General features: G+C 59.6%; 16 protein-coding genes and 1 other annotated feature. Of the genes, 1 reads left to right on the forward strand and 15 read right to left on the reverse strand.

What is annotated here, in order from left to right:
• Positions 1 to 231: 231 nt before the first annotated feature.
• The 15 genes from mdh to H522_RS0103750 form a co-directional block, all read right to left on the reverse strand.
• Positions 232 to 1,176: a malate dehydrogenase gene (gene mdh / locus H522_RS0103670; protein ID WP_026961263.1), complete on the reverse strand. Its 945-nt coding sequence runs from the start codon at positions 1,174 to 1,176 to the stop codon at positions 232 to 234.
• A gap of 66 nt (positions 1,177 to 1,242) precedes the next feature.
• Positions 1,243 to 2,535, reverse strand: coding sequence for an NADP-dependent isocitrate dehydrogenase (icd, locus tag H522_RS0103675; protein WP_026961264.1), 1,293 nt, complete (start codon positions 2,533 to 2,535; stop codon positions 1,243 to 1,245).
• Positions 2,536 to 2,675: 140 nt separating this feature from the next.
• Positions 2,676 to 3,917, reverse strand: a complete 1,242-nt coding sequence (locus H522_RS0103680) for a sensor histidine kinase (RefSeq protein WP_155836161.1) — start codon at positions 3,915 to 3,917, stop codon at positions 2,676 to 2,678.
• Positions 3,904 to 4,578, reverse strand: a complete 675-nt coding sequence (locus H522_RS0103685) for a response regulator transcription factor (RefSeq protein WP_026961266.1) — start codon at positions 4,576 to 4,578, stop codon at positions 3,904 to 3,906. Before H522_RS0103685 ends, H522_RS0103680 begins: the two co-directional genes overlap by 14 nt.
• Positions 4,579 to 4,609: 31 nt before the next feature.
• Positions 4,610 to 5,590: a tryptophan--tRNA ligase gene (gene trpS / locus H522_RS0103690; protein ID WP_026961267.1), complete on the reverse strand. Its 981-nt coding sequence runs from the start codon at positions 5,588 to 5,590 to the stop codon at positions 4,610 to 4,612.
• 152 nt (positions 5,591 to 5,742) lie between these two features.
• Positions 5,743 to 6,025 (reverse strand) — a binding site (T-box leader).
• Between the two features lie 125 nt (positions 6,026 to 6,150).
• A complete protein-coding gene (gene pcp, locus H522_RS0103700; RefSeq protein ID WP_245578004.1) occupies positions 6,151 to 6,813 on the reverse strand; it encodes a pyroglutamyl-peptidase I in 663 nt (220 codons plus the stop codon).
• 152 nt (positions 6,814 to 6,965) lie between these two features.
• Positions 6,966 to 7,262, reverse strand: coding sequence for a hypothetical protein (locus H522_RS0103705; protein WP_026961269.1), 297 nt, complete (start codon positions 7,260 to 7,262; stop codon positions 6,966 to 6,968).
• Positions 7,263 to 7,633: 371 nt separating this feature from the next.
• Complete coding sequence (gene pyk, locus H522_RS0103715) at positions 7,634 to 9,388, reverse strand: pyruvate kinase (RefSeq protein WP_026961270.1); 1,755 nt, start codon at positions 9,386 to 9,388, stop codon at positions 7,634 to 7,636.
• Positions 9,389 to 9,403: 15 nt separating this feature from the next.
• On the reverse strand, positions 9,404 to 10,363 hold the full coding sequence (pfkA, locus tag H522_RS0103720; RefSeq protein WP_026961271.1) for a 6-phosphofructokinase: 960 nt from the start codon (positions 10,361 to 10,363) through the stop codon (positions 9,404 to 9,406).
• Between the two features lie 373 nt (positions 10,364 to 10,736).
• Positions 10,737 to 11,693: an acetyl-CoA carboxylase carboxyltransferase subunit alpha gene (locus tag H522_RS0103725; protein WP_026961272.1), complete on the reverse strand. Its 957-nt coding sequence runs from the start codon at positions 11,691 to 11,693 to the stop codon at positions 10,737 to 10,739.
• Entirely contained in the window at positions 11,671 to 12,585 is a 915-nt protein-coding gene (accD, locus tag H522_RS0103730) for an acetyl-CoA carboxylase, carboxyltransferase subunit beta (RefSeq protein WP_026961273.1), read from the reverse strand. The genes H522_RS0103725 and accD overlap by 23 nt, the downstream gene beginning before the upstream one ends.
• Before the next feature lie 76 nt (positions 12,586 to 12,661).
• Entirely contained in the window at positions 12,662 to 12,859 is a 198-nt protein-coding gene (locus H522_RS0103735) for a hypothetical protein (protein WP_026961274.1), read from the reverse strand.
• Between the two features lie 74 nt (positions 12,860 to 12,933).
• Positions 12,934 to 13,434: a phosphatidylglycerophosphatase A family protein gene (locus tag H522_RS0103740; RefSeq protein WP_035452483.1), complete on the reverse strand. Its 501-nt coding sequence runs from the start codon at positions 13,432 to 13,434 to the stop codon at positions 12,934 to 12,936.
• A 12-nt stretch (positions 13,435 to 13,446) separates the two neighbouring features.
• The gene (gene dnaE / locus H522_RS0103745) at positions 13,447 to 16,536 is read right to left on the reverse strand and encodes a DNA polymerase III subunit alpha (RefSeq protein WP_026961276.1); all 3,090 of its coding nucleotides are present in this window, start codon (positions 16,534 to 16,536) and stop codon (positions 13,447 to 13,449) included.
• A gap of 15 nt (positions 16,537 to 16,551) precedes the next feature.
• The gene (locus H522_RS0103750; protein WP_026961277.1) at positions 16,552 to 17,874 is read right to left on the reverse strand and encodes a DRTGG domain-containing protein; all 1,323 of its coding nucleotides are present in this window, start codon (positions 17,872 to 17,874) and stop codon (positions 16,552 to 16,554) included.
• 202 nt (positions 17,875 to 18,076) lie between these two features.
• Between H522_RS0103750 and H522_RS17410 the strand changes: the two genes are divergently transcribed.
• Positions 18,077 to 18,976: a YitT family protein gene (locus tag H522_RS17410; RefSeq protein WP_245578005.1), complete on the forward strand. Its 900-nt coding sequence runs from the start codon at positions 18,077 to 18,079 to the stop codon at positions 18,974 to 18,976.
• Positions 18,977 to 19,110 lie beyond the last annotated feature (134 nt).

The raw sequence follows: 19,110 nt of genomic DNA on the forward strand, positions 1-19,110 counted from the left end.
TGGGCACCTCACACTCCCAAACGGGGCCGAATCCTCGGCATACTTTTTTCATTGTACCATACCCCCATCCCCGGGTTGCGCCAACCGCGCATGCGGTATAAGGTATCTGGAATGTCGTAGGGTGGATTTGTATCACCGGTCATGGGGATGAACACGGATGGCCAACAAAAGAGCCCGCACGAAACGCGCGGGCTTGCGAATGCTTTTGTGAGTCTTTTGGCGGCCGTCGAGTTATCGCTTCGTCTTCACCACATTAATGACGTTGCGAACCGACTGAGCCGACTTATCGAGGGCCTCCTTCTCTTCGGGCAGCAGGTCAACCTCGATAATCTTCTCAAGGCCATTGCCACCGAGAATAGTCGGCACACCCAAGAACAGATCCTGATATCCATACTCGCCCTCAAGGTAGGCGATGGCAGGCAACAGACGCCGCTTGTCCTTCAGAATGGCTTCGGCCATTTGAGCCAGCGAAGCGGCTGGCGCGTAATACGCGCTGCCGTTGCCAAGCAGGTTCACGATTTCACCGCCGCCTTTACGGGTCCGCTCGACGATGGCATCAATCTTGTCCTTCGAGAGCAGCTTCTCCAGCGGGACACCGCCGACATAGGAGTAGCGAATGAGCGGAACCATGTCGTCCCCGTGGACACCCAAGACAAATCCCGACACATCCTCGACCGACACCCCCACTTCCTCCGCCACGAAGGTGCGGAAACGAGCGGTGTCAAGCACACCGGCCTGGCCGATGACGCGGTTCTTCGGAAAGCCGGAGGTCTTGTACGCCACGTAAGTCATGGCGTCTACCGGGTTGCTCAGCACGATGATGATGCAGTCGGGCGAAAACTTGACCACCTGCTCCGTCACCGACCGAACGATGCCCGCGTTGGTTGCGACGAGATCGTCGCGGCTCATGCCGGGCTTACGGGCAACACCTGCGGTAATAATCACCAGGTCCGATCCGGCCGTGTCTTCGTAGCTCGAGGTGCCGATGACGTGGACGTCCTTGCCGACTACCGGCAACGCCTCGGCCATATCCAGGGCCTTGCCGCGCGTCGGGTTTTCCAACTGAGGAATGTCCACGAGGATGACGTCGCCCAATTCCTTCAATGCCAACATGAAGGCCGTTGTTGACCCCGTGAACCCAGCGCCAATCACGGAAATCTTTTTCCGCTTCAACATTTTCAATTCCTCCTTGAATGCCATGCCTCGCAGTCCCTTCCGCGGCCTTGCCCATACTAGACCGAGTTACAGATTGGCAATCAGTGCATCGCCAAACTCAGACGTCTTGACTTCCTTGGCGCCTTCCATCAGGCGAGCAAAGTCGTACGTGACCACTTTTTGTTCAATCGTCTTCTCCAGGGCCTTCGTGATGGCGTCTGCCACCTCTTGCCAGCCCAAGTATTCAAACATCATCACGCCAGACAAAATGACGGAACCAGGATTGACCTTGTCCAAACCGGCGTACTTAGGCGCGGTGCCATGGGTGGCTTCAAACACGGCGTGCCCGGAGTCGTAGTTAATATTGGCTCCCGGCGCGATTCCAATGCCGCCAACCTGTGCCGCCAACGCATCGGAGATGTAGTCCCCGTTCAGGTTGAGGGTCGCGATGACATCGTACTCTGCCGGACGCAACAGGATTTGCTGTAGGAAGGCGTCGGCAATGACGTCCTTGACAATCAATTTCCCGGCGGCAACGGCGTCGGCCTGCGCTTTGTCTGCCGCCTCCTTGCCCTGTTCCGCTTTAATGCGGTCATACTGTGCCCAGGTGAAGACCTTGTCCGCGTACTCTCGCTCGGCCACCTCGTAGCCCCAGTTCTTGAACGCGCCTTCAGTGAACTTCATGATGTTGCCTTTGTGCACCAACGTCACGCTCTTGCGGCCGTGCGCCAGCGCGTAGTCAATGGCCGCGCGAACCAGCCGTTCCGTGCCCTCGCGGGAAACCGGTTTGACCCCGATGCCCGACGTTTCTGGGAAGCGGATTTTGCTGACCTTCATCTCATTGCGCAAGAAGTCAATTACCTTTTTGACTTCCTCGGTTCCTTCCGCCCATTCCACGCCAGCGTAGATGTCTTCGGAGTTCTCCCGGAAGATGACCATATCGACCAGTTCGGGGTGCTTAACCGGGGAAGGGACACCAGAGAACCAGCGAACCGGGCGCTGACAGACGTACAGGTCGAGTTCCTGCCGCAGCGCCACGTTAAGAGAGCGGATGCCGCCGCCGACGGGAGTGGTCAGCGGTCCTTTGATGCCCACCAAATACGTGGACAGCGCTGTGAGCGTATCCTCCGGCAGCCATTCGCCAAACTTGTTGAAGGCCTTTTCACCGGCGTAAACCTCATACCAGGCAATGCGCCGCTTGCCGCCATACACCTTAGCTACTGCGGCATCAAACACACGCTGAGAGGCTCTCCAGATATCAGGGCCTGTCCCGTCGCCCTCGATAAACGGAATGATGGGTACATCCGGAACCTGCAACTTACCCGCTTGCTTTGTAATCGGTTCTCCTTCAACCGGAGGTTGATAGGTCTTGAACGCCATTGCCGCTGCCTCCCTTTGCACGCGTGGTTTGTCTCCTATGAATCTTACCACAGGCAATTTTCAAAGAAAAATCACATATTGTTCAGAAGAAATCCTTGTATTGACAAGAAATGTTTACAGGAAGAAACCTTTCCACAGATTCAACCCAACTGCTTATCCTGCCGCAGGTGCGGCACGCGCACTTCCGTCCGCACCAAGTGCTGAGCGACTTCAATCCGAAATTCTCCGCCCATCGTCTTGGCCAGACGACGCACGATGTGCAGACCAAACCCGTGTGTCCCTCCCGTGTCCGCGACGGACCCGAGAGCCTGCGACTCGTTTTCGACGCGGAAGACAACTTCGCCCTCCTCAGGGGCGAGACGCCAGGTGGCACGACTGCCTGGTCGGGCGTGATCGACCACGTTTTTGAGCAGGGTGCTGATTAAACGCCGCCATTCGTCCGGAACAGCCAACACGTACAGCCCTTGCACCGCCGACCCAGTCAGATTGATTCCTTGCCGATGCGCCAGCCACCCGATTTGGTCGGCAACTTCCTCGGTCAAATCGGAGACGGCGACCGGCTCTGGTTCCTGGCGCGGCATCCCCTCCAGGCGGGACAAGTAGAGGATGTCGCTGACCAAGTCAGACGCGCGGTGGATTTCCCGCATCAGCCGACGCCGCACGTCCAAATCACGGACCTGACCGGCCGCCAAAGCGTTCATGGTGGCCAAGGGAGTCTGTAATTCGTGCGACAACTCCACGATCATCCTCTGCTGAGCCTGCCAAGACTCCCGGGCTGGGCGCAGGACAAGCCGACTCAACCAGAGATAGAACAGACAAGCGAGAATAGCGCCGAGGGAGCCGGACAGGATAATCAGGCGCAAGGCATGACGCAAAACCTGGCGCTCATTGGCAATCGACTGATATAGGTACAGCTTGTACACCTGGCCGTGGTAGTGCCAGGCGGTGGCAACGAGGCGATATGGCTCGCGGTGGTATTCAATCACGCGATACGCCAGTTCGTCTTCCTCCGCCGGGATGACACTGCGCAAACGAGCGCTCGGAATTGGCGGGTGGTATGATTCAATGCGTAGGGAGCCGCGTTTAAACACGGCGAAATACAGGTGCTGGCCACGGTCGTCCGCCAGATCGGACCTGACCGGGACGCTTTTTTCCGAGGTGGGTGACAACGAGGTAATGAGCGCCTGCAGTTCGGTGAGGTCGGTCTGCAGGTCCCCTTCGGCGTCTTTGGCCATTTGCACCTTCAGCTCGATGTATACAATCGATCCGACCAGCAACAAGATGGTCAACATGCTGCCGGTCAAGATGGTCACTATCTGGAGATACATACGGCGGAATATACGTTGACCGGTAAAAGTAAGTGGAGTATCAGACGGTTTCAATCCGATACCCCTGCCCGCGCACGGTGTGGATGAAGTTCTTAAGCCCCAACCGTGCCAATTTTCGGCGGAGAAAATAGACGTACGTGTCCAAAGCACTGTCTGCTACCTCCGCGTCCGGACCCCATAGGTGCATCACCAGCTGCTCCCGGGTCAATACCTGGCCCGGGTGGCGCATCAGGTACTCCATCAAGAGAAACTCCTTGCTGGAGAGCTCCACCGACTTCTGGTTGACCTCGAGTGTCCGTGAGGCACGCCAGAGGATGGCTGGGCCCCATGTCAGGCAATCCACCTTTTGGTCACGGGCGGATCGCCGAACGAGGGCATGGATGCGGGCAATCAGCTCCTCTAGGTGAAACGGTTTGCCGAGGTAATCGTCGGCCCCGGCGTTGAGCCCACGCACCCGGTCCACGGTTTCGTTCAGCACGGTCAACATCAAAATCGGGGTAGCGCAGTCCGCCTCGCGCAGATCCCGGACCAAATCGACGCCGCTCCCGTCCGGAAGCATCACATCGATCACCAGACAGTCGTAGGCGCCAGAGACCGCTTTGTCAAACCCATCCTCCACGGTAGCAGCCCAGTCTACCACCATCTGCTGGGCGCTGAGCGCCTCTTGCACCGCCCTGGCCAGGCTCGCCTCATCTTCGACCATCAACACCCTCACGGGTCTTCTCTCCCCTCGTGCTGGGAGCCATTTAAACCAAAAAACCGATGCGCTGTTTCACCATACGCAACGTCTCTTCACACTTGGCGGCAGCCCGCTCGGCACCGTCCCGAAGAATCGCATCCAGTTCCGGCGAATCGAGGATTTCCTGGTAACGTTCCTGAATCGGCGAAAGGCCCGCTACGACGGCCTCAGCCAGGTCCTTTTTGAATGGCCCATAACCCTGCCCTTGGTATTGTTTCTCCAATTCGGCCACAGATTTGCCCGAGAACAACGAGTAGATGGTCAGCAGGTTGCTGATGGCCGGTTTGTTTTCCACATCATACCGCACCTCCCGCTCCGAGTCGGTCACGGCGCGGGAAATTTTCTTGCGGATGACGTCAGGCGTATCCAGCATGGAGATATAGGCCCCGGCGGACGCGTCGCTCTTACTCATCTTCTTCAGTGGGTCTTCGAGGCTCATGATGCGCGCGCCGATTTTGGCAATCATCGGCTCAGGGATGGTGAACGTCTCACCGTAGCGCTTGTTGAACCGCTCGGCCAAGTCACGGGTTAGCTCCAGGTGCTGCTTTTGGTCTTCGCCCACTGGCACCCAATCGGTTTGGTAGAGCAAGATGTCGGCCGCCATCAAGGCTGGGTACGTGAATAGCCCAGCTGTGACCACGTCAGCCTTCTCGGATTTGTCCTTGAATTGCGTCATGCGGCCCAGTTCACCATAGTGGACGATGCACTGCAGCAGCCAACCGAGTTCGGCATGCGCGGGAACGTGTGACTGGACAAACAGAATGGACTTCCGAGGGTCAATCCCAGCGGCCAGATACAGGGCGGCAAGGCTGCGCGTGTTCCGCAGCAGTTCCTCGGGGTCCTGAGGCACAGTGATGGCGTGCATGTCGACGACGCAGAATAGACAATCTGCCTCATCCTGTAGGGCGACGAAGTGACGCATGGCCCCTAGGTAATTCCCGATGGTGAGTGTCCCGCTGGGCTGGATGCCCGAAAAAACTCGTTTCATCACAAGCTCCTCCTTTGACACCAGTTCAGCTGGGGAGACAGTCCGGCCCCGGGACGGAGAGCCGCCCCTGCCATGGATGCCTGGCCCCAGATACGTTGTCGGGTGTGACATACCGGCACGAATCGTCCGACCGGAAAATAAAAATCCGCCCCATATGGGACGGATAAACCGCGGTACCACCCACGTTCGCCGGCCATAGACCGGCGCGCTCAAGCCGGATACCGGGGGCTAACCGGGTGCACCTACGCAGCGTCGCAAGACCCCCTGAACGTGCTGCGCGATGGACAGACCACAGGTTCAGGGTGATACGTGCGCGACGCCTTCAGCGCACCAGCTCACGGGCCCATTCCGGGCATTTCCCCAACCGGGATTCCAGCCCCCCCGGCTCTCTGGATGGCGAAACCTGCCCGTACTCTTCCCGATCAACACTGTGTTCGCGCGATTCAACGCTTTTTTGGCGGGATGTGGCGTGTGCCCCATCCCGTTCATCCATGATGCGCCTCCATCATAGCGGAGTGCGGGGATGCCTGCAAGTGCGTTTCAGAGGTTGTCCAGACAACCTAGCACTCGCGCCCGGCCGTCAGCGGAACGTCCGTAGCATACTCTGCACTCACCTGGACGGCGAATTCCAGGCCGCGCACGATGTCCGACAGGCTCATGCTCGGGGCCTCGCGCTGGACCGTCTGCTCCGGCAAAAACGGGATGTGAATAAAGCCACCGCGCACCCCTGGAAACTCGGTGGCCAGAAGGTGCATCAAGCCGTAGAACAAGTGGTTGCAAACGTAAGTCCCCGCCGTGTTGGAGACTGCGGCCGGGATGCCGGCCTCGCGCAGCGTCTGGACGATCCGTTTGATAGGGAGGCGGCTAAAGTAAGCCGCGGGCCCATCGGGGACGATGGGCTCATCCACCGGCTGTTGACCCTCGTTGTCGGGGATACGCGCATCGTCTACATTGATAGCCACTCGCTCCGGGGTGATGGCGTATCGTCCACCGGCCTGCCCCACCGCCACCACAACGTCCGGCCGATGGCGGACTATCGCCTGCCGGAGCACCTGAATCGATTTATGGAAGACCGTCGGTATGGGCTCGGACTGAATCGAAACGGTGCGAGGGCCAACCTGCAGACGTCGACCGTGCAGCTGTTTCGCCGCCTCTAGGGCCGGATTGACCGCATCGCCGTCAAATGGTTCAAACCCGGTGACAAGGACGCGCGTTTCCGTCATCGGTTTCATCTCCTCTCGACGTTTCGTGCGTGTCCGTGACGTAATAATATTATCGCACGAATAGTCATTGTAAGCACGGCCATGCCGGGCGCACAAAAGCGAGCCGCCCTGTGGGGGCGGCTTGCGCGAACCAAAGCGTGTCCCAAAACGGTTCAGGAACGAACTCGACGCAGTAGGTCTTGTAGGGTGCGTATGACAATCAAAGCGGCTGCGACATAGTACCAGGCCCGCATAATGATGTGGGTGGGGTCAACGATCGTCAGCCAGGACAACAGGATGAGCGGCAAGGCGTCCAGCAAGATGGGGCGCGTTACCGCCTGCGCCAGATTTGGCCAGTTCACCGATTGGCGCAGGTCCATGGCACCGATGACGAGAATGCGAATGGCGATGAGGGCAAGAACGACTTGCAGGGCGACCAACATGCCAGCGTGTCCTAAAAGGGTGCTCATGAGTCCAACCTCCTCAGTCTGGAATGAAGGATGATTTCCCTTCACCAGTATGGCGGCGCCATGCGGTCGGACTCCGATAAACGCCCAGCATCCGGCCTATTTTCATTGCAAAACGGCAGCCCGAACCTTCAGGCTGCCGCTTGGCGAAAGTGTCGTTCCATTCAATAAGCGGCCCCGTAGGGAACCAGAAGGATGAACAGTACGAAGATGATCAGAAACACTACGGCCCAACGGGTGTAGGCACCGAACACTCCGTCCATTGCCACCCCTCCCTTCGTCGGAAGCTAAGAAAGTATATGTCTTCTTGTCCTCCGACGTATGGGCGGGTGACTACACCTCCGGCTCTCTGTGGCGAGCGCAATTTCCGCCGCTCAGAGCACCTGTGCACGCCCGCGGTAGACCAGACCGCGCGCCGGATCGACCGTGATGACCTCTCCGTCCTGAATGCGACGGGTTGCCTCGTGGGCACCGACAATGACCGGTTTGCCTAGGCTCAGACCGACCACCGCCGGGTGCGAAGTCAAACCGCCTTCCTCCGTGATGATGGCAGCCGCTCGTTCCATGGCCGGCACTGCGTCCGCATCCGTCGCGGTGGTGATAAGGATGTCCCCTTCCTGGACACGCTGCAGCAGCTCTTCCGTGCGCGTAGCGACGACCGCTCGGCCGCTGACCGCCTTTTGGCCAAGCCCCTGCCCCTGCGCGACCACTTCACCGATGGTGTGCACCTTGATGAGGTTGGTGGTACCCTGTTGGCCGACCGGCACACCGGCGATGATAATCACCATGTCGCCGGGCTCGACGTATCCGGCCGACAGCGCCCCGTCGACGGCCGTCTCCAGCACCTCGTCGGTCGTCTGCGCCTGTTCTACAACCACAGGACGCACTCCAAACGACACCGCCAACCGACGCGCCACCTTATCCGACGGAGTGGCCGCGATAATCTGCGCGTTGGGGCGGTGCTTCGAGATCATGCGGGCCGTGTGACCGGACGTGGTGGCCGTGACCACCGCGCGCACGCCGAGATCGGCCGCCATCGTCTCGACCGCGTGGCCAATCACATCTGTCACCGTCTTCTCCACCCCGGTCCGGTGGCGGGTGGCCACCTCATCCTCTGCCAACGCCCGCTCGGCCCGTTCCGCAATCTGCGCCATCGTTCGCACAGCTTCCAGAGGATAGCGACCAGCCGCCGTTTCCCCACTAAGCATAATCGCGTCCGTGCCGTCGAAGATGGCGTTGGCCACATCACTCGCCTCGGCTCGAGTGGGACGGGGGTTGCGCTGCATCGAATCGAGCATCTGCGTGGCCGTGATGACCGGCTTGCCGGCCTGATTGCACAGGCGAATCATCCGTTTTTGTGCCAACGGCACTTCCTCAGTCGGTATTTCTACCCCCAGGTCGCCGCGGGCCACCATGATGCCGTCGGAGACTGCGATGATTTCCTCCAACCGGTCCAAGCCTTCCTGGGTTTCAATCTTGGAGATGATGTCCGCCTGATAGTTCTGTTCCTCTAGCAGCCGCCGCACCTCGAGCACGTCGGCCGCCTTACGGACAAACGAGGCGGCAATCAGGTCGACCCCCTGCTCAATACCAAACCGAATGTCTGCCACGTCTTTTTCGGTGACCCCCGGAATGCGCAGAGTCACGCCGGGAACATTGATGCCTTTGCGGTCTTTGAGCACTCCTCCGTTAGTCACGCGGCAGAGGATGTCGTGACCCTCGACCTTTTCCACCACTAGGCCAATCAATCCGTCGTCAATCCGAATCGGCGCGCCAGGATAGACGTCTTCGACCAAGCCCTTGTAAGAAATCTCCACGCGATCCGCCGTGCCGTATTCGACCGGGTCAATCGTCAAGGTGATGAGGGCTCCGTCGACCAACTCCACTTGGCCGCCTTGAATTTTCCCGGTGCGAATCTTCGGCCCTTTGATGTCCAACATGATGGCAACGTGCTTGCCGACCGTCGCCGCGGCTTCCCGAATGCGGCGGATACGCTCCGCATGCTCCTCGTGCGAGCCATGTGAAAAGTTGAGCCGCGCCACGTCCATTCCGGCCGCGATGAGAGACTGGAGCACCTCCGGCGATTCGCTGGCAGGTCCTATGGTACAAACAATTTTTGTCTTGCGCATGATTTTCCTCCTCAACTAAATGGAAAGCATCTCTGCCAGGTCGTGCAGGCTCAACTCCGGCTGTCTGGGGGTCGTGAATACCGTCTCAAAATCGACGGCGTGCAGCTCGCCATGACGCGTGGCGACCATCTTTCCACCGACCCCTTGCTTGAGCAGCTGCACCGCGTACGCCCCAAGGCGACTGGCCAAAACCCGATCACGGGCACTGGGAGCCCCTCCGCGCTGAATGTGTCCAAGCACGGTAACGCGTACATCAAAACCAGTGTGCTCTTTCAAGTATTTCCCAATCTCAATACCGCTGCCCGCACCTTCAGCAACAATGATGATGGAGTGCTTCTTACCCCGCGCCACACCGCGTTCGAGTTTGCGAATGACGTCATCCATATCAAACGGGACTTCCGGAATGAGCACGGATTCAGCCCCTCCAGCAAGCCCCACCTGAATGGCGATATCGCCCGCGTGTCGGCCCATCACCTCGACGACATACGTCCGTTCATGCGAAGTGGCCGTATCGCGGATTTTATCAATGGCCTCTATCGCCGTGTTCACCGCAGTATCGTAGCCAACGGTAGCGTCACAGCACGGTAGGTCATTGTCGATGGTGCCCGGAATGCCGATAGTCGGAATCCCTCGCTTCCAAAGTTCCAAAGCCCCATGGAACGATCCGTCCCCACCGATGACCACCAGGCCGTCAACGCCAGCCTCGCGCAGGCGCTGGGCGCCCTTGTCCTGCCCCTCGGGCGTCCTGAACTCATCGCAGCGAGCCGTGAATAGAATCGTGCCACCGCGTTGGATGATATCCGCCACCGACCCCAGAGACATATCGCTCCATTCGCCGTTCATCAATCCTTGATACCCGCGCCGAATTCCGACCACTTCCAGCCCTTCGTAAATGGCGGTGCGCACGACCGCGCGAATCGCCGCGTTCATTCCCGGCGCATCCCCACCGCTGGTCAATACCGCAATCCTTTGCACTCGTCGCCACCCCCGCGTGTGCTATCTGCCCAACCTGGGCACTGCGGATTTACCGTCTTAAACCTCGACGCCGTCCCTCGAAACGGTACCGGACGGCTATCACCGGAACGATTTTCGTCCCGGAGGGACGTAAAGTGTCCCTTCAGAACAATACACCTCTTCGTCGCAATGGTTTGAGATGGGCCTCTCGTCCATGAGACGACAAGAACCGAGCGGATTGTAGACCTCATCCACAGCCCAACCTGGCATTCCCTGGTTCTGGACCCGTAAAAGCGGGGCGGCCTTTTGCGCTGTATGCCGCCCCGTCTCCCGGACCGTTGTCGTGCTCTGAGTCACCTCGCCGCGCGAGATGCATACCGATTCCGACAAATCCTCATGACTCCGAATAAACACCCATCTGGCGATATTTATCATAGCGCTCCGCCAACAGCTGTTCAAGCGGCTTTGCGACCAATTCTCGCAAGGCGGCCACAGCTTTATCCGCTACGCGGGCAATCATCTCTTGAGGATTTTTTTGCGCCCCGCCGAGGGGTTCCGGGATGACCTCGTCTGCTACCCCTAATTCGACCAAATTCCGGGCGCCGATGCGCATCATCTCGGCTGCGCGGGGTCCCAGCGCACTGTCTTTCCATAGGATGGCGGCCGCCGACTCGGGGGCAATCACCGAATACCAGGCGTATTCCAGCACGTAGATCCGGTCAGTGAGTCCCAGCCCTAATGCGCCGCCGCTACCGCCTTCACCCGTGACAAAACAGATGGTCGGCACGCGCAGGCCAGACATTTCCACCAGGTTGCGCGCAATCGCCTCACTCTGCCCGCGCTCTTCCGCCGACATGCCAGGATATGCCCCTGCTGTATCAATAAATAGGACCACAGGGCGATGAAATTTCTCCGCCTGCTTCATCAGGCGTAACGCCTTGCGGTACCCTTCCGGATTGGCCATACCAAAGTTACGATAGACGTTTTCCTTCGTGTCGCGCCCCTTCTGGGTTCCGATGACAGTCACGGGCTGGTCATCGATCAGACCAATGCCCCCAATCACGGCCGGATCATCCCGGTAGTTGCGGTCCCCGTGCAGTTCGATAAACTCGCTGCACAACCCACGTATGTAGTCGAGCGTCGTCGGGCGGCCAGGTTGGCGCGCGATTTGCACACGTTGCCACGGTGTCAATTCTCCGTATACCTTGGCGGTGACCTGTTCCAATTCGGCCTCTAAGCGGGCGACCTCCTCCGACAGGTCAATGCCGTGCTGGTGCATGAACGCCCGGACTTCGGACAGCTTCTTGGTCAGCTCCTCAATGGGGCGCTCAAACTCCAACTGCCCCGCCATCTCGCCACCCCCTTGCCGCGTGGATGCGCAGGATGGCTGAGAGCGTTTCGCGCATCTGTTTGCGGTGCACCACCTTATCAATCATTCCGTGCTTGAGCATGAATTCGGCGGTCTGAAAGTCGTCTGGGAGCTTCTGGCGGATGGTCTGCTCAATCACCCGCCGACCGGCAAAACCAAACAGAGCCCCCGGTTCAGCCAGGATGATGTCGCCGACACTGGCAAAGCTGGCACTGACCCCGCCTGTGGTCGGGTGGGTAATGACACTGACATAGAGGATTCCGGCCTCGTGCATGCGGTGAAGCGCTGCACTCGTCTTGGCCATTTGCATCAGCGACAAAATGCCTTCCTGCATGCGGGCGCCGCCCGAAGCCGTGAACAGCACCAGCGGGCAGCGCCGCTTGAGGGCCTCCTCCATGGCGCGGGTGAGCTTTTCGCCCACGGCTGACCCCATGCTGCCCATGATAAACCGAGAGTCCATGACGCCGACCACGAGAGGTTGGCCTTCAATGCGGCCCGCCCCGGTCACGACTCCCTCTGCCAGGTTGGTCGCCTGCTTGGCCTTCTCGACCTTTTCCAAGTAACCTGGAAATCCCAACGGGTCTTTCGACGTGAGAGACGCGTCAAACTCCTCAAACGATCCGTCGTCCAAAAGAAGCGTCAGTCTGTCCGGAGCGCCGATAGGAAAGTGATAGTCGCATTGTGGACAGGTATACGCGTGTTTTTGCAGTTCTCGGGCCATCAAGAGTGCGCCGCAGCCTTTGCACTTCTCGACGAGTCCCTTGGGCACGTCACGCGGCGGGACCTCATCCGGAATCTCCGGCCGTGGGCGCCGGTCCGTCTGGGCCACCGTCGCGTAACGGTGTCGTTTCTTATAAAACAAGTCCTTCAGCACCTTCTCACCTCGGTCGTTGCCGGTTGCGAAGACGCCCCCACAGAGCGGGGCGGTCCCGTGCCCCGGACTGGGCCGCTTACGGATTCGAGGCGTGCAGGATGTCGTTCAGCACCTCTTGCACCTCGTCCAATTCCGCCTCAGGAACGACGATTTCAAACTGCTGCCGGGACACGCGGGTCTGTCGAACCTTCGCCAGAAAGCCCTCTGCGGCCAGTCGGTCGACAATCTGCCGAGCCTGTTTTTCGGATTGCGCGATGTAGATGACCGTCCACATACACATCGCCCCTGTCAGCATCGATAACTCCATGAATTATACCATGTCCAGCAGACAATCGGAAAAGCAGGGAGTTATACGTTCACGTCACCTGCGTCGTACGACTGCGCCCGGTGGTGGTGCGCAATCCGCGCCGCAGCTGAAGCCGCCACACTCGCCACCAAATCGTCGAGAAAGACATGGATGCGGCCGGAGTGATTGTTCAAAACACCGATGACCCCCAGCTTCGTCTTGTCGAGGTAGCCGAAGTTCGTCAGTCCGATGGATCCGTACACGTTGGTGATGGACAAAGCAAGGATTTCATCCACGCCGTACAGGGGCTCATCCTCCTCCATGATCCGCTGGAGGGGCGAGGGCAAGGCTTTGGCTTCCGCCAGCATGTCGAGCGCCACACCCGTGAATATGGCGTGCTGTACCTCGCGTTTGGCGAGCACGTGTAGAACGCTCTCCTGGCAATCTGTGAGTGTCAAGTCGGGATGATAAGGCCGTTGTAAATCATAGACGATTTGCGCAATCTGGTTCACTTCCACGCCCCGCTCCTGCAGCAGTGCGACGACTTTCTCGACCACGGGCATCCAGTCCTTTCGTCAAGGTGACGCTGGGCTCTGCCGCTTTGGCAGCCGTCCCACGCGGGCGTTACCAAGCCCTACAACTTCCTCCAGCGCCCCAATTAAATCGGGGGACAGCGCCACCGACCACGACTCTGGCAACAGCCGTGCGCGCCGTCTCTTTTCATCATATAATGCAACCCGCAGATTGCCCGGGTGGGACCGGAGCACCTCGCGCACAGCCTCCAGTCCGTTTCCGGGAAGCCTCTCGGCGTGGTAGCGAACAAACAAGACCTGACCTTCGGCGGCGTCGTCCACTCGGGAACGCCGGTGAAGCAGGTCTGGTTCGGCAGCCGGCTCGGAGGGTACGGCCGGCCCTTGCGCCCCATTCCGTGCAGGTCCCGCACTCAGCACCGGATCGAACGTGAGACCGAGCCCCGTCGTCTTTCCACCCTGGCCCGACTCGAGATAGGCCTCTTCGAGAATCTGCCGTTTGGCCTCCGGGGAAGCTTGACTCGGCAGGAACACGTCCAGCGCCCCCGCATCACACAGGCTTTCCATCGCTTTCCGATTGCAACGGCGCGGGTGAACGCGCGTCACGACGTCCACCAGCGAAGTGAACGGCTTCTCCTTGCGCGCCTCCAGAATTGCCTCGACGGCACCTCGGCCTACGTTGCGTACGGATAACAGCCCTGTCCGGATCTGCCGCTCCCCGGCCACGGTATACAGGGGCCCGCTGTCCTGAACGGAAGGCGGGAGGACCTCGATGCCAAGGCGCCGCGCGTCGCGCAGGTATTCCGCGTGCTTGGCCGGATTGCCCGCATCCAAGGAGAGGAGCGCGGCCAAAAAGTCGGCCGGGAAATGCGCCCGCAGATACGCGGTCCGGTAGCAGAGCACCGCATACGCGGCCGCATGGCTGCGATTAAAGCCGTAATCGGCGAAGCGGACAATCAAGTCGTATACCTCGTGAGCCGTCGCCTCCGCATAGCCGCGGGCCACACAACCTTCGACAAACCGCGTGCGCTGCTGGTCCAGCACGTCCCGCTTCTTCTTGCTTACAGCGCGCCGCAATAAATCCGCCTGACCGAGCGAAAACCCGGCCATCCGCGCCGCAATCTGCATGATTTGTTCCTGATAAACGATGACTCCGTACGTGTCGCGAAGAATCGGCTCCAAATCAGGGTGTGGATACGTGATGGCGGCTTTCCCCTGTCGAGCCGCCAAAAACGTCGGGATGTTCTCCATCGGACCCGGTCGATACAATGAGATGACCGCAATCAGGTCCTCCAGACGACTTGGCCGCATCTGGCGCAAAATTCGCCGCACGCCGGACGACTCCAGTTGAAAACAGCCGTTGGTTTCACCACGCCCGAGCATGGCGAACGTCGCCTCATCGCCATCGGGCAGCCGGCGGACATCTAGATCTTGGCCGGTGCGGCGCTTTACGCTATCCACACACGTGTCAATGAGAGTCAATGTGCGCAGCCCGAGAAAGTCCATCTTCATCAGCCCGAGGCGTTCCACGTCCTCCATGGCGTACTGTGTGACCGCCACGCCATCCGGCCCCGGTTGCGTCGGAACGAGAGAAGACAGGGGCACTGGAGAAATGACCACACCCGCGGCATGAATCGAAGTATGGCGGGGTAACCCTTCAATGGCGGCTGCCGCTTGCCACAACGGACGCAGACGCGGCTCTTCCGCCAACAGCTCGGAAATCGCCGGCACCTCCTGTTGCGCCCGGGCCAACGTCATCCCCGGTCCAGAAGGAATCCGCCGCGCCAGTTTGTCCACGAGGGGCAGCGGGGTCCCCAGCGCCCGTCCAGCGTCGCGTACGGCAGCCCGAGCTGCGAGCGTCCCAAACGTGCCAATCTGTGCGACATGGTCTGCGCCGTACCGCTCCACTACATACCGAATGACCTCCCCGCGCCGCTCGTACTCAAAGTCGGTGTCGATATCCGGCCAACTGACCCGTTCCGGGTTAAGGAAGCGTTCGAACAACAGGTGATTGGCAAGCGGATCGACATCGGTGATACGTAAACAGTAGGCAACGAGGCTACCGGCGGCCGAGCCGCGGCCGGGGCCGGTCGAAATGCCTTGCTTATGGGCAAAGCGGATGAAGTCGGCGACCACCAGGAAATAATCTGCGAAGCCTAACTGCTCAATGATGCCAAGTTCGTATTCAAGCCGCTGGGAAACCTCGTTTGTAAGCTGCCCATAGCGCTGCCGGGCCCCCGCCGTCGCTGCTTGACGCAGTACCCGCGCGGCGGTTTCCCCGGGCGGTACCGGGTAGCGCGGCTGGCGCAGTTGTCCCAGGGGTAACTCAACGCGGCAACGCTCGGCAATGGCCAGGGTGTTGGCCAGCGCGTCCGGCAGGGCGGCAAAACGCCGCGCCATTTCGGCCGGATCGGCAAATCCGTAGGTGTCGGCCTGCAATGGGCGATGCTCCGAACCCGCGTCGATGTTCGCCAGCAGGCGCTGCACCGGGGCATCCGCGGCATCCAAATAATGGACGTCATTGGTCGCGACCAAATCGAGACCGTAGCGGCGGGCCGCATAGAGGAGTCCAGCCAAGCCCCGCCTTTCTTCGGGCACCCCATGATCTTGCACATCGAGAAACAGGCTGCCTTTAGGTATAACCGCCGCCCAAGCGTTCAGCCAGGTCTGTCCAGACGCCTCGTCGCCAGTGGCAAACAGGCGGAGCAAGGCCGACTCCCCACCCCCGACGAGGGCAATCAAGCCGTCAGACCGCTCGCCAATCTCCGCCATGGTCACAGCCACCAAGCGCGGCCGCGAGTGAGCCCGTGTCACCAGGTCCACGAGGTGCGCATACCCGGTCAGGTTCTCTGCCAAAAGCACCGCAGTATCCATCGCCTCGGCCGGTGGTCGACCTGGCTGTTCAAACACTGCGGCATCCTGGACCACCGACAACTGCGCCCCGAGAATCGGCTGAATCCCCGCCTTTTGTGCCAGCGTGTAGAAAGAAACCGCCCCGTAGAGGGCGTTCGTGTCCGTCACAGCCACGGCGGGCATCCCGAGTTGGGCCGCCCGCTCCACCAATTGCGTCAAACGCAGCGGGGCCTGACGCAGCGAATATTCGCTGTGCACGTGCAGATGGACAAAGGTATCCATCCCTCTCCCCCTTTCTCACCCCCGATTTCCGATTCTATCCAACGTCTGCGCGGTCAGCAGGGCTTTGGCCATGCACTCCCCTTGCTCGTAAACCTCGACATCCACCTTCGCAAACCGGCGACCGCTATCGAGAATCCTGGACCGAACTTCCACGCGCGCGTCGACCGAGATCGGCCGGAGGAAATATAACGTAACGTTCTCTACCCGCATGTCCCCGTGCCGGTTCCGCTCTAGGCAAAGCATGGCACCGTGTTCAATCAGGGTCATCAGCGGCCCTGTTGCCAGGGTTCCGACCGAGTTGGTCATCTGCGGAGTGACATCCCCGATTAAACAGGTCGATCCGTCCCCTGCCCGCTCCTCCCGGAAGCCACGCAGGGCCATGTCGGTTAGGGTTTCTGCCACTTGCGGCTGGCGGTTCATCAGCTGCAGGGCCTTAATGACGTCCTGGCGGCTGACCACCCCCACGAGGCGCCTTTGTTCTACCACCGGCAATAGCTCAATCCCCTCCCACACCATGCGGTGTGCAGCCGAGGCTACCGTGGCGTTGGGAGACACGGAGAACGGGTGGCGGCGCATGTACTCCTCCACGCGCGCCTCCGGTTTCGCCTCCGCGACATCGCGGGCGGTCAAAATGCCGACCAGGCGTCGGTGTTCGTCAATCACCGGGATGCGGGCGTGTCCGGTCGATTCGACCAGGCTCAAGTAGTCACGGACCGTCTGCTCCGGCCTAAGGGTGGCCAGGGAACGACGAACGACAATGTCCTTCACATAAAGAATATCCTTCTTAATCAAGCGGTCGTAAATAGCCCGGTTGATGAGCGAGGCCGTCGTGAAAGTGTCGTAGGAACAGGAGAGAAGCGGTAGCTTGCGCTCGTTGGCGAGCCGCTGCACCTCTTCGGAAGCCTCAAATCCCCCGGTGATGAGCACCGCCGCCCCGTGTTCGAGAGACAGACGCTGCACCTGTTCACGGTTGCCGACCAACATCAGGCTGCCCGGGGTAATGTAGCGGACAATGTCTGGGAGCTGCATCGCCCCAATCACAAACTTCTGCAGTGTCTTGTGCAGCCCGTCGCGCCCGCCCAGGACGGTGCCCTCGACAATGCCGACCACCTCTGCAAAAGTGAGCCGCTCGATATCTCGCCGTTCCTGGCGGTCGATACGCACCGTGCCAATGCGGTCGATGGAGCTGACCCATCCGCGCAGCTCCGCTTCCTTAATGGCCCGATACGCTGTACCTTCGCTGACGCCGAGTTCGCGGGCGATACCTCGTACAGAGATGCGCTCACCCACCTGTAAATTCTGTATATACTCTAGGATCTGCTCGTGTTTTGTCGTCATCGCGCAACCTCCGGCCCGCTGGTTATGACCAATTCCATATGTCCATTATATACAGACATAAGTCTTCACCAATTTGCCATCAACCGTACGCTCCCGTCGCGAGAGAATCATATACACTCTTGCTTGTGGCACACTAGAGAACACGATTAGCACCGTGCCTCCGTCGTGCCCCACTTGATTTGCGGAGAGGAAGGGTTTGTGCATGGTTGAGCAAGCCATCACACAGTCGCGCCCGATGAAAAAACTGAGGCAATCCAAGGGATACCCGGTCTGGGCTACCTTGGCCCGCCTTGTGGTCATCTTGTTTGCCGACCTGTTAGCCGCCGTTTCACTCGAAAACTTCCTCGTCCCAGCCAACATCCTGTCCGGTGGTATCACCGGCGTGACCCAGCTCATTTATCACTTGACCGGCTGGCCCATCGGGATTCTCTATCTCTTGTTCAATGTGCCCCTGTTTATCTTGGGTTACAAGTACCTTGGGAAGCGGTTCATCCTGCTCACTGGGGTGGGGATTGTCGGCTTTTCCCTGATGACCGACTGGGTACACTTGAATCTCAATCTTCCTCTTCAGGACCCGCTCATCATCAGCCTGTACGGCGGTGTACTCGCCGGATTGGCCTCTGGATTGGTCATTCGCGTGGGCGGATCGCTCGGCGGGACCGATATCCTCAGTCTAGTCATCAACCGAGTGACCGGGAAAAGCGTTGGCGGCGTGTCGTTTGCCGTCAACGTCGTGGTGGTTCTGTTATCGCTGGGGGTATTCGGAATCAAGGCCGGCATGTACACGCTGGTCTCAATGTTTGCGGCCGCGCGTGTGGTGAACGCCCTGCTCCACTTTCAAGCACGCAAGACCGCCCTTATCATCTCTCCCAAATCGGCAGAGATCTCCGAAGCCATCACCAAGCGGCTGAACCGGGGCAGCACCTTTATTCAAGGCCACGGGACGTATACGAAAGCCGATTTGGGCGTTTTGGTCTGTGTCCTGACACACCTCGAATTGCCGGAACTGCGCGCGTTGGCCACCGAGATCGATCCGAACGTGTTTATCACCGTCCTCGACACGGGCGAAGTGGTCGGCCACTTTCGCCGCCTGCCCATCTAGCTGACCCCTCCCTCTCAAGTATTTAAAACGGCAAAAAAGTGCATTCCCATATGTCTATCCGGTTTATTTTCTTGCGAACTGGGTGATAACGTAACTAGACCCGGCCGGCTCTGGGCGGCCACTGGCCTGTCCCG

This window comes from Alicyclobacillus herbarius DSM 13609 (assembly GCF_000430585.1).
Taxonomy (GTDB): Bacteria; Bacillota; Bacilli; order Alicyclobacillales; family Alicyclobacillaceae; genus Alicyclobacillus_G; species Alicyclobacillus_G herbarius.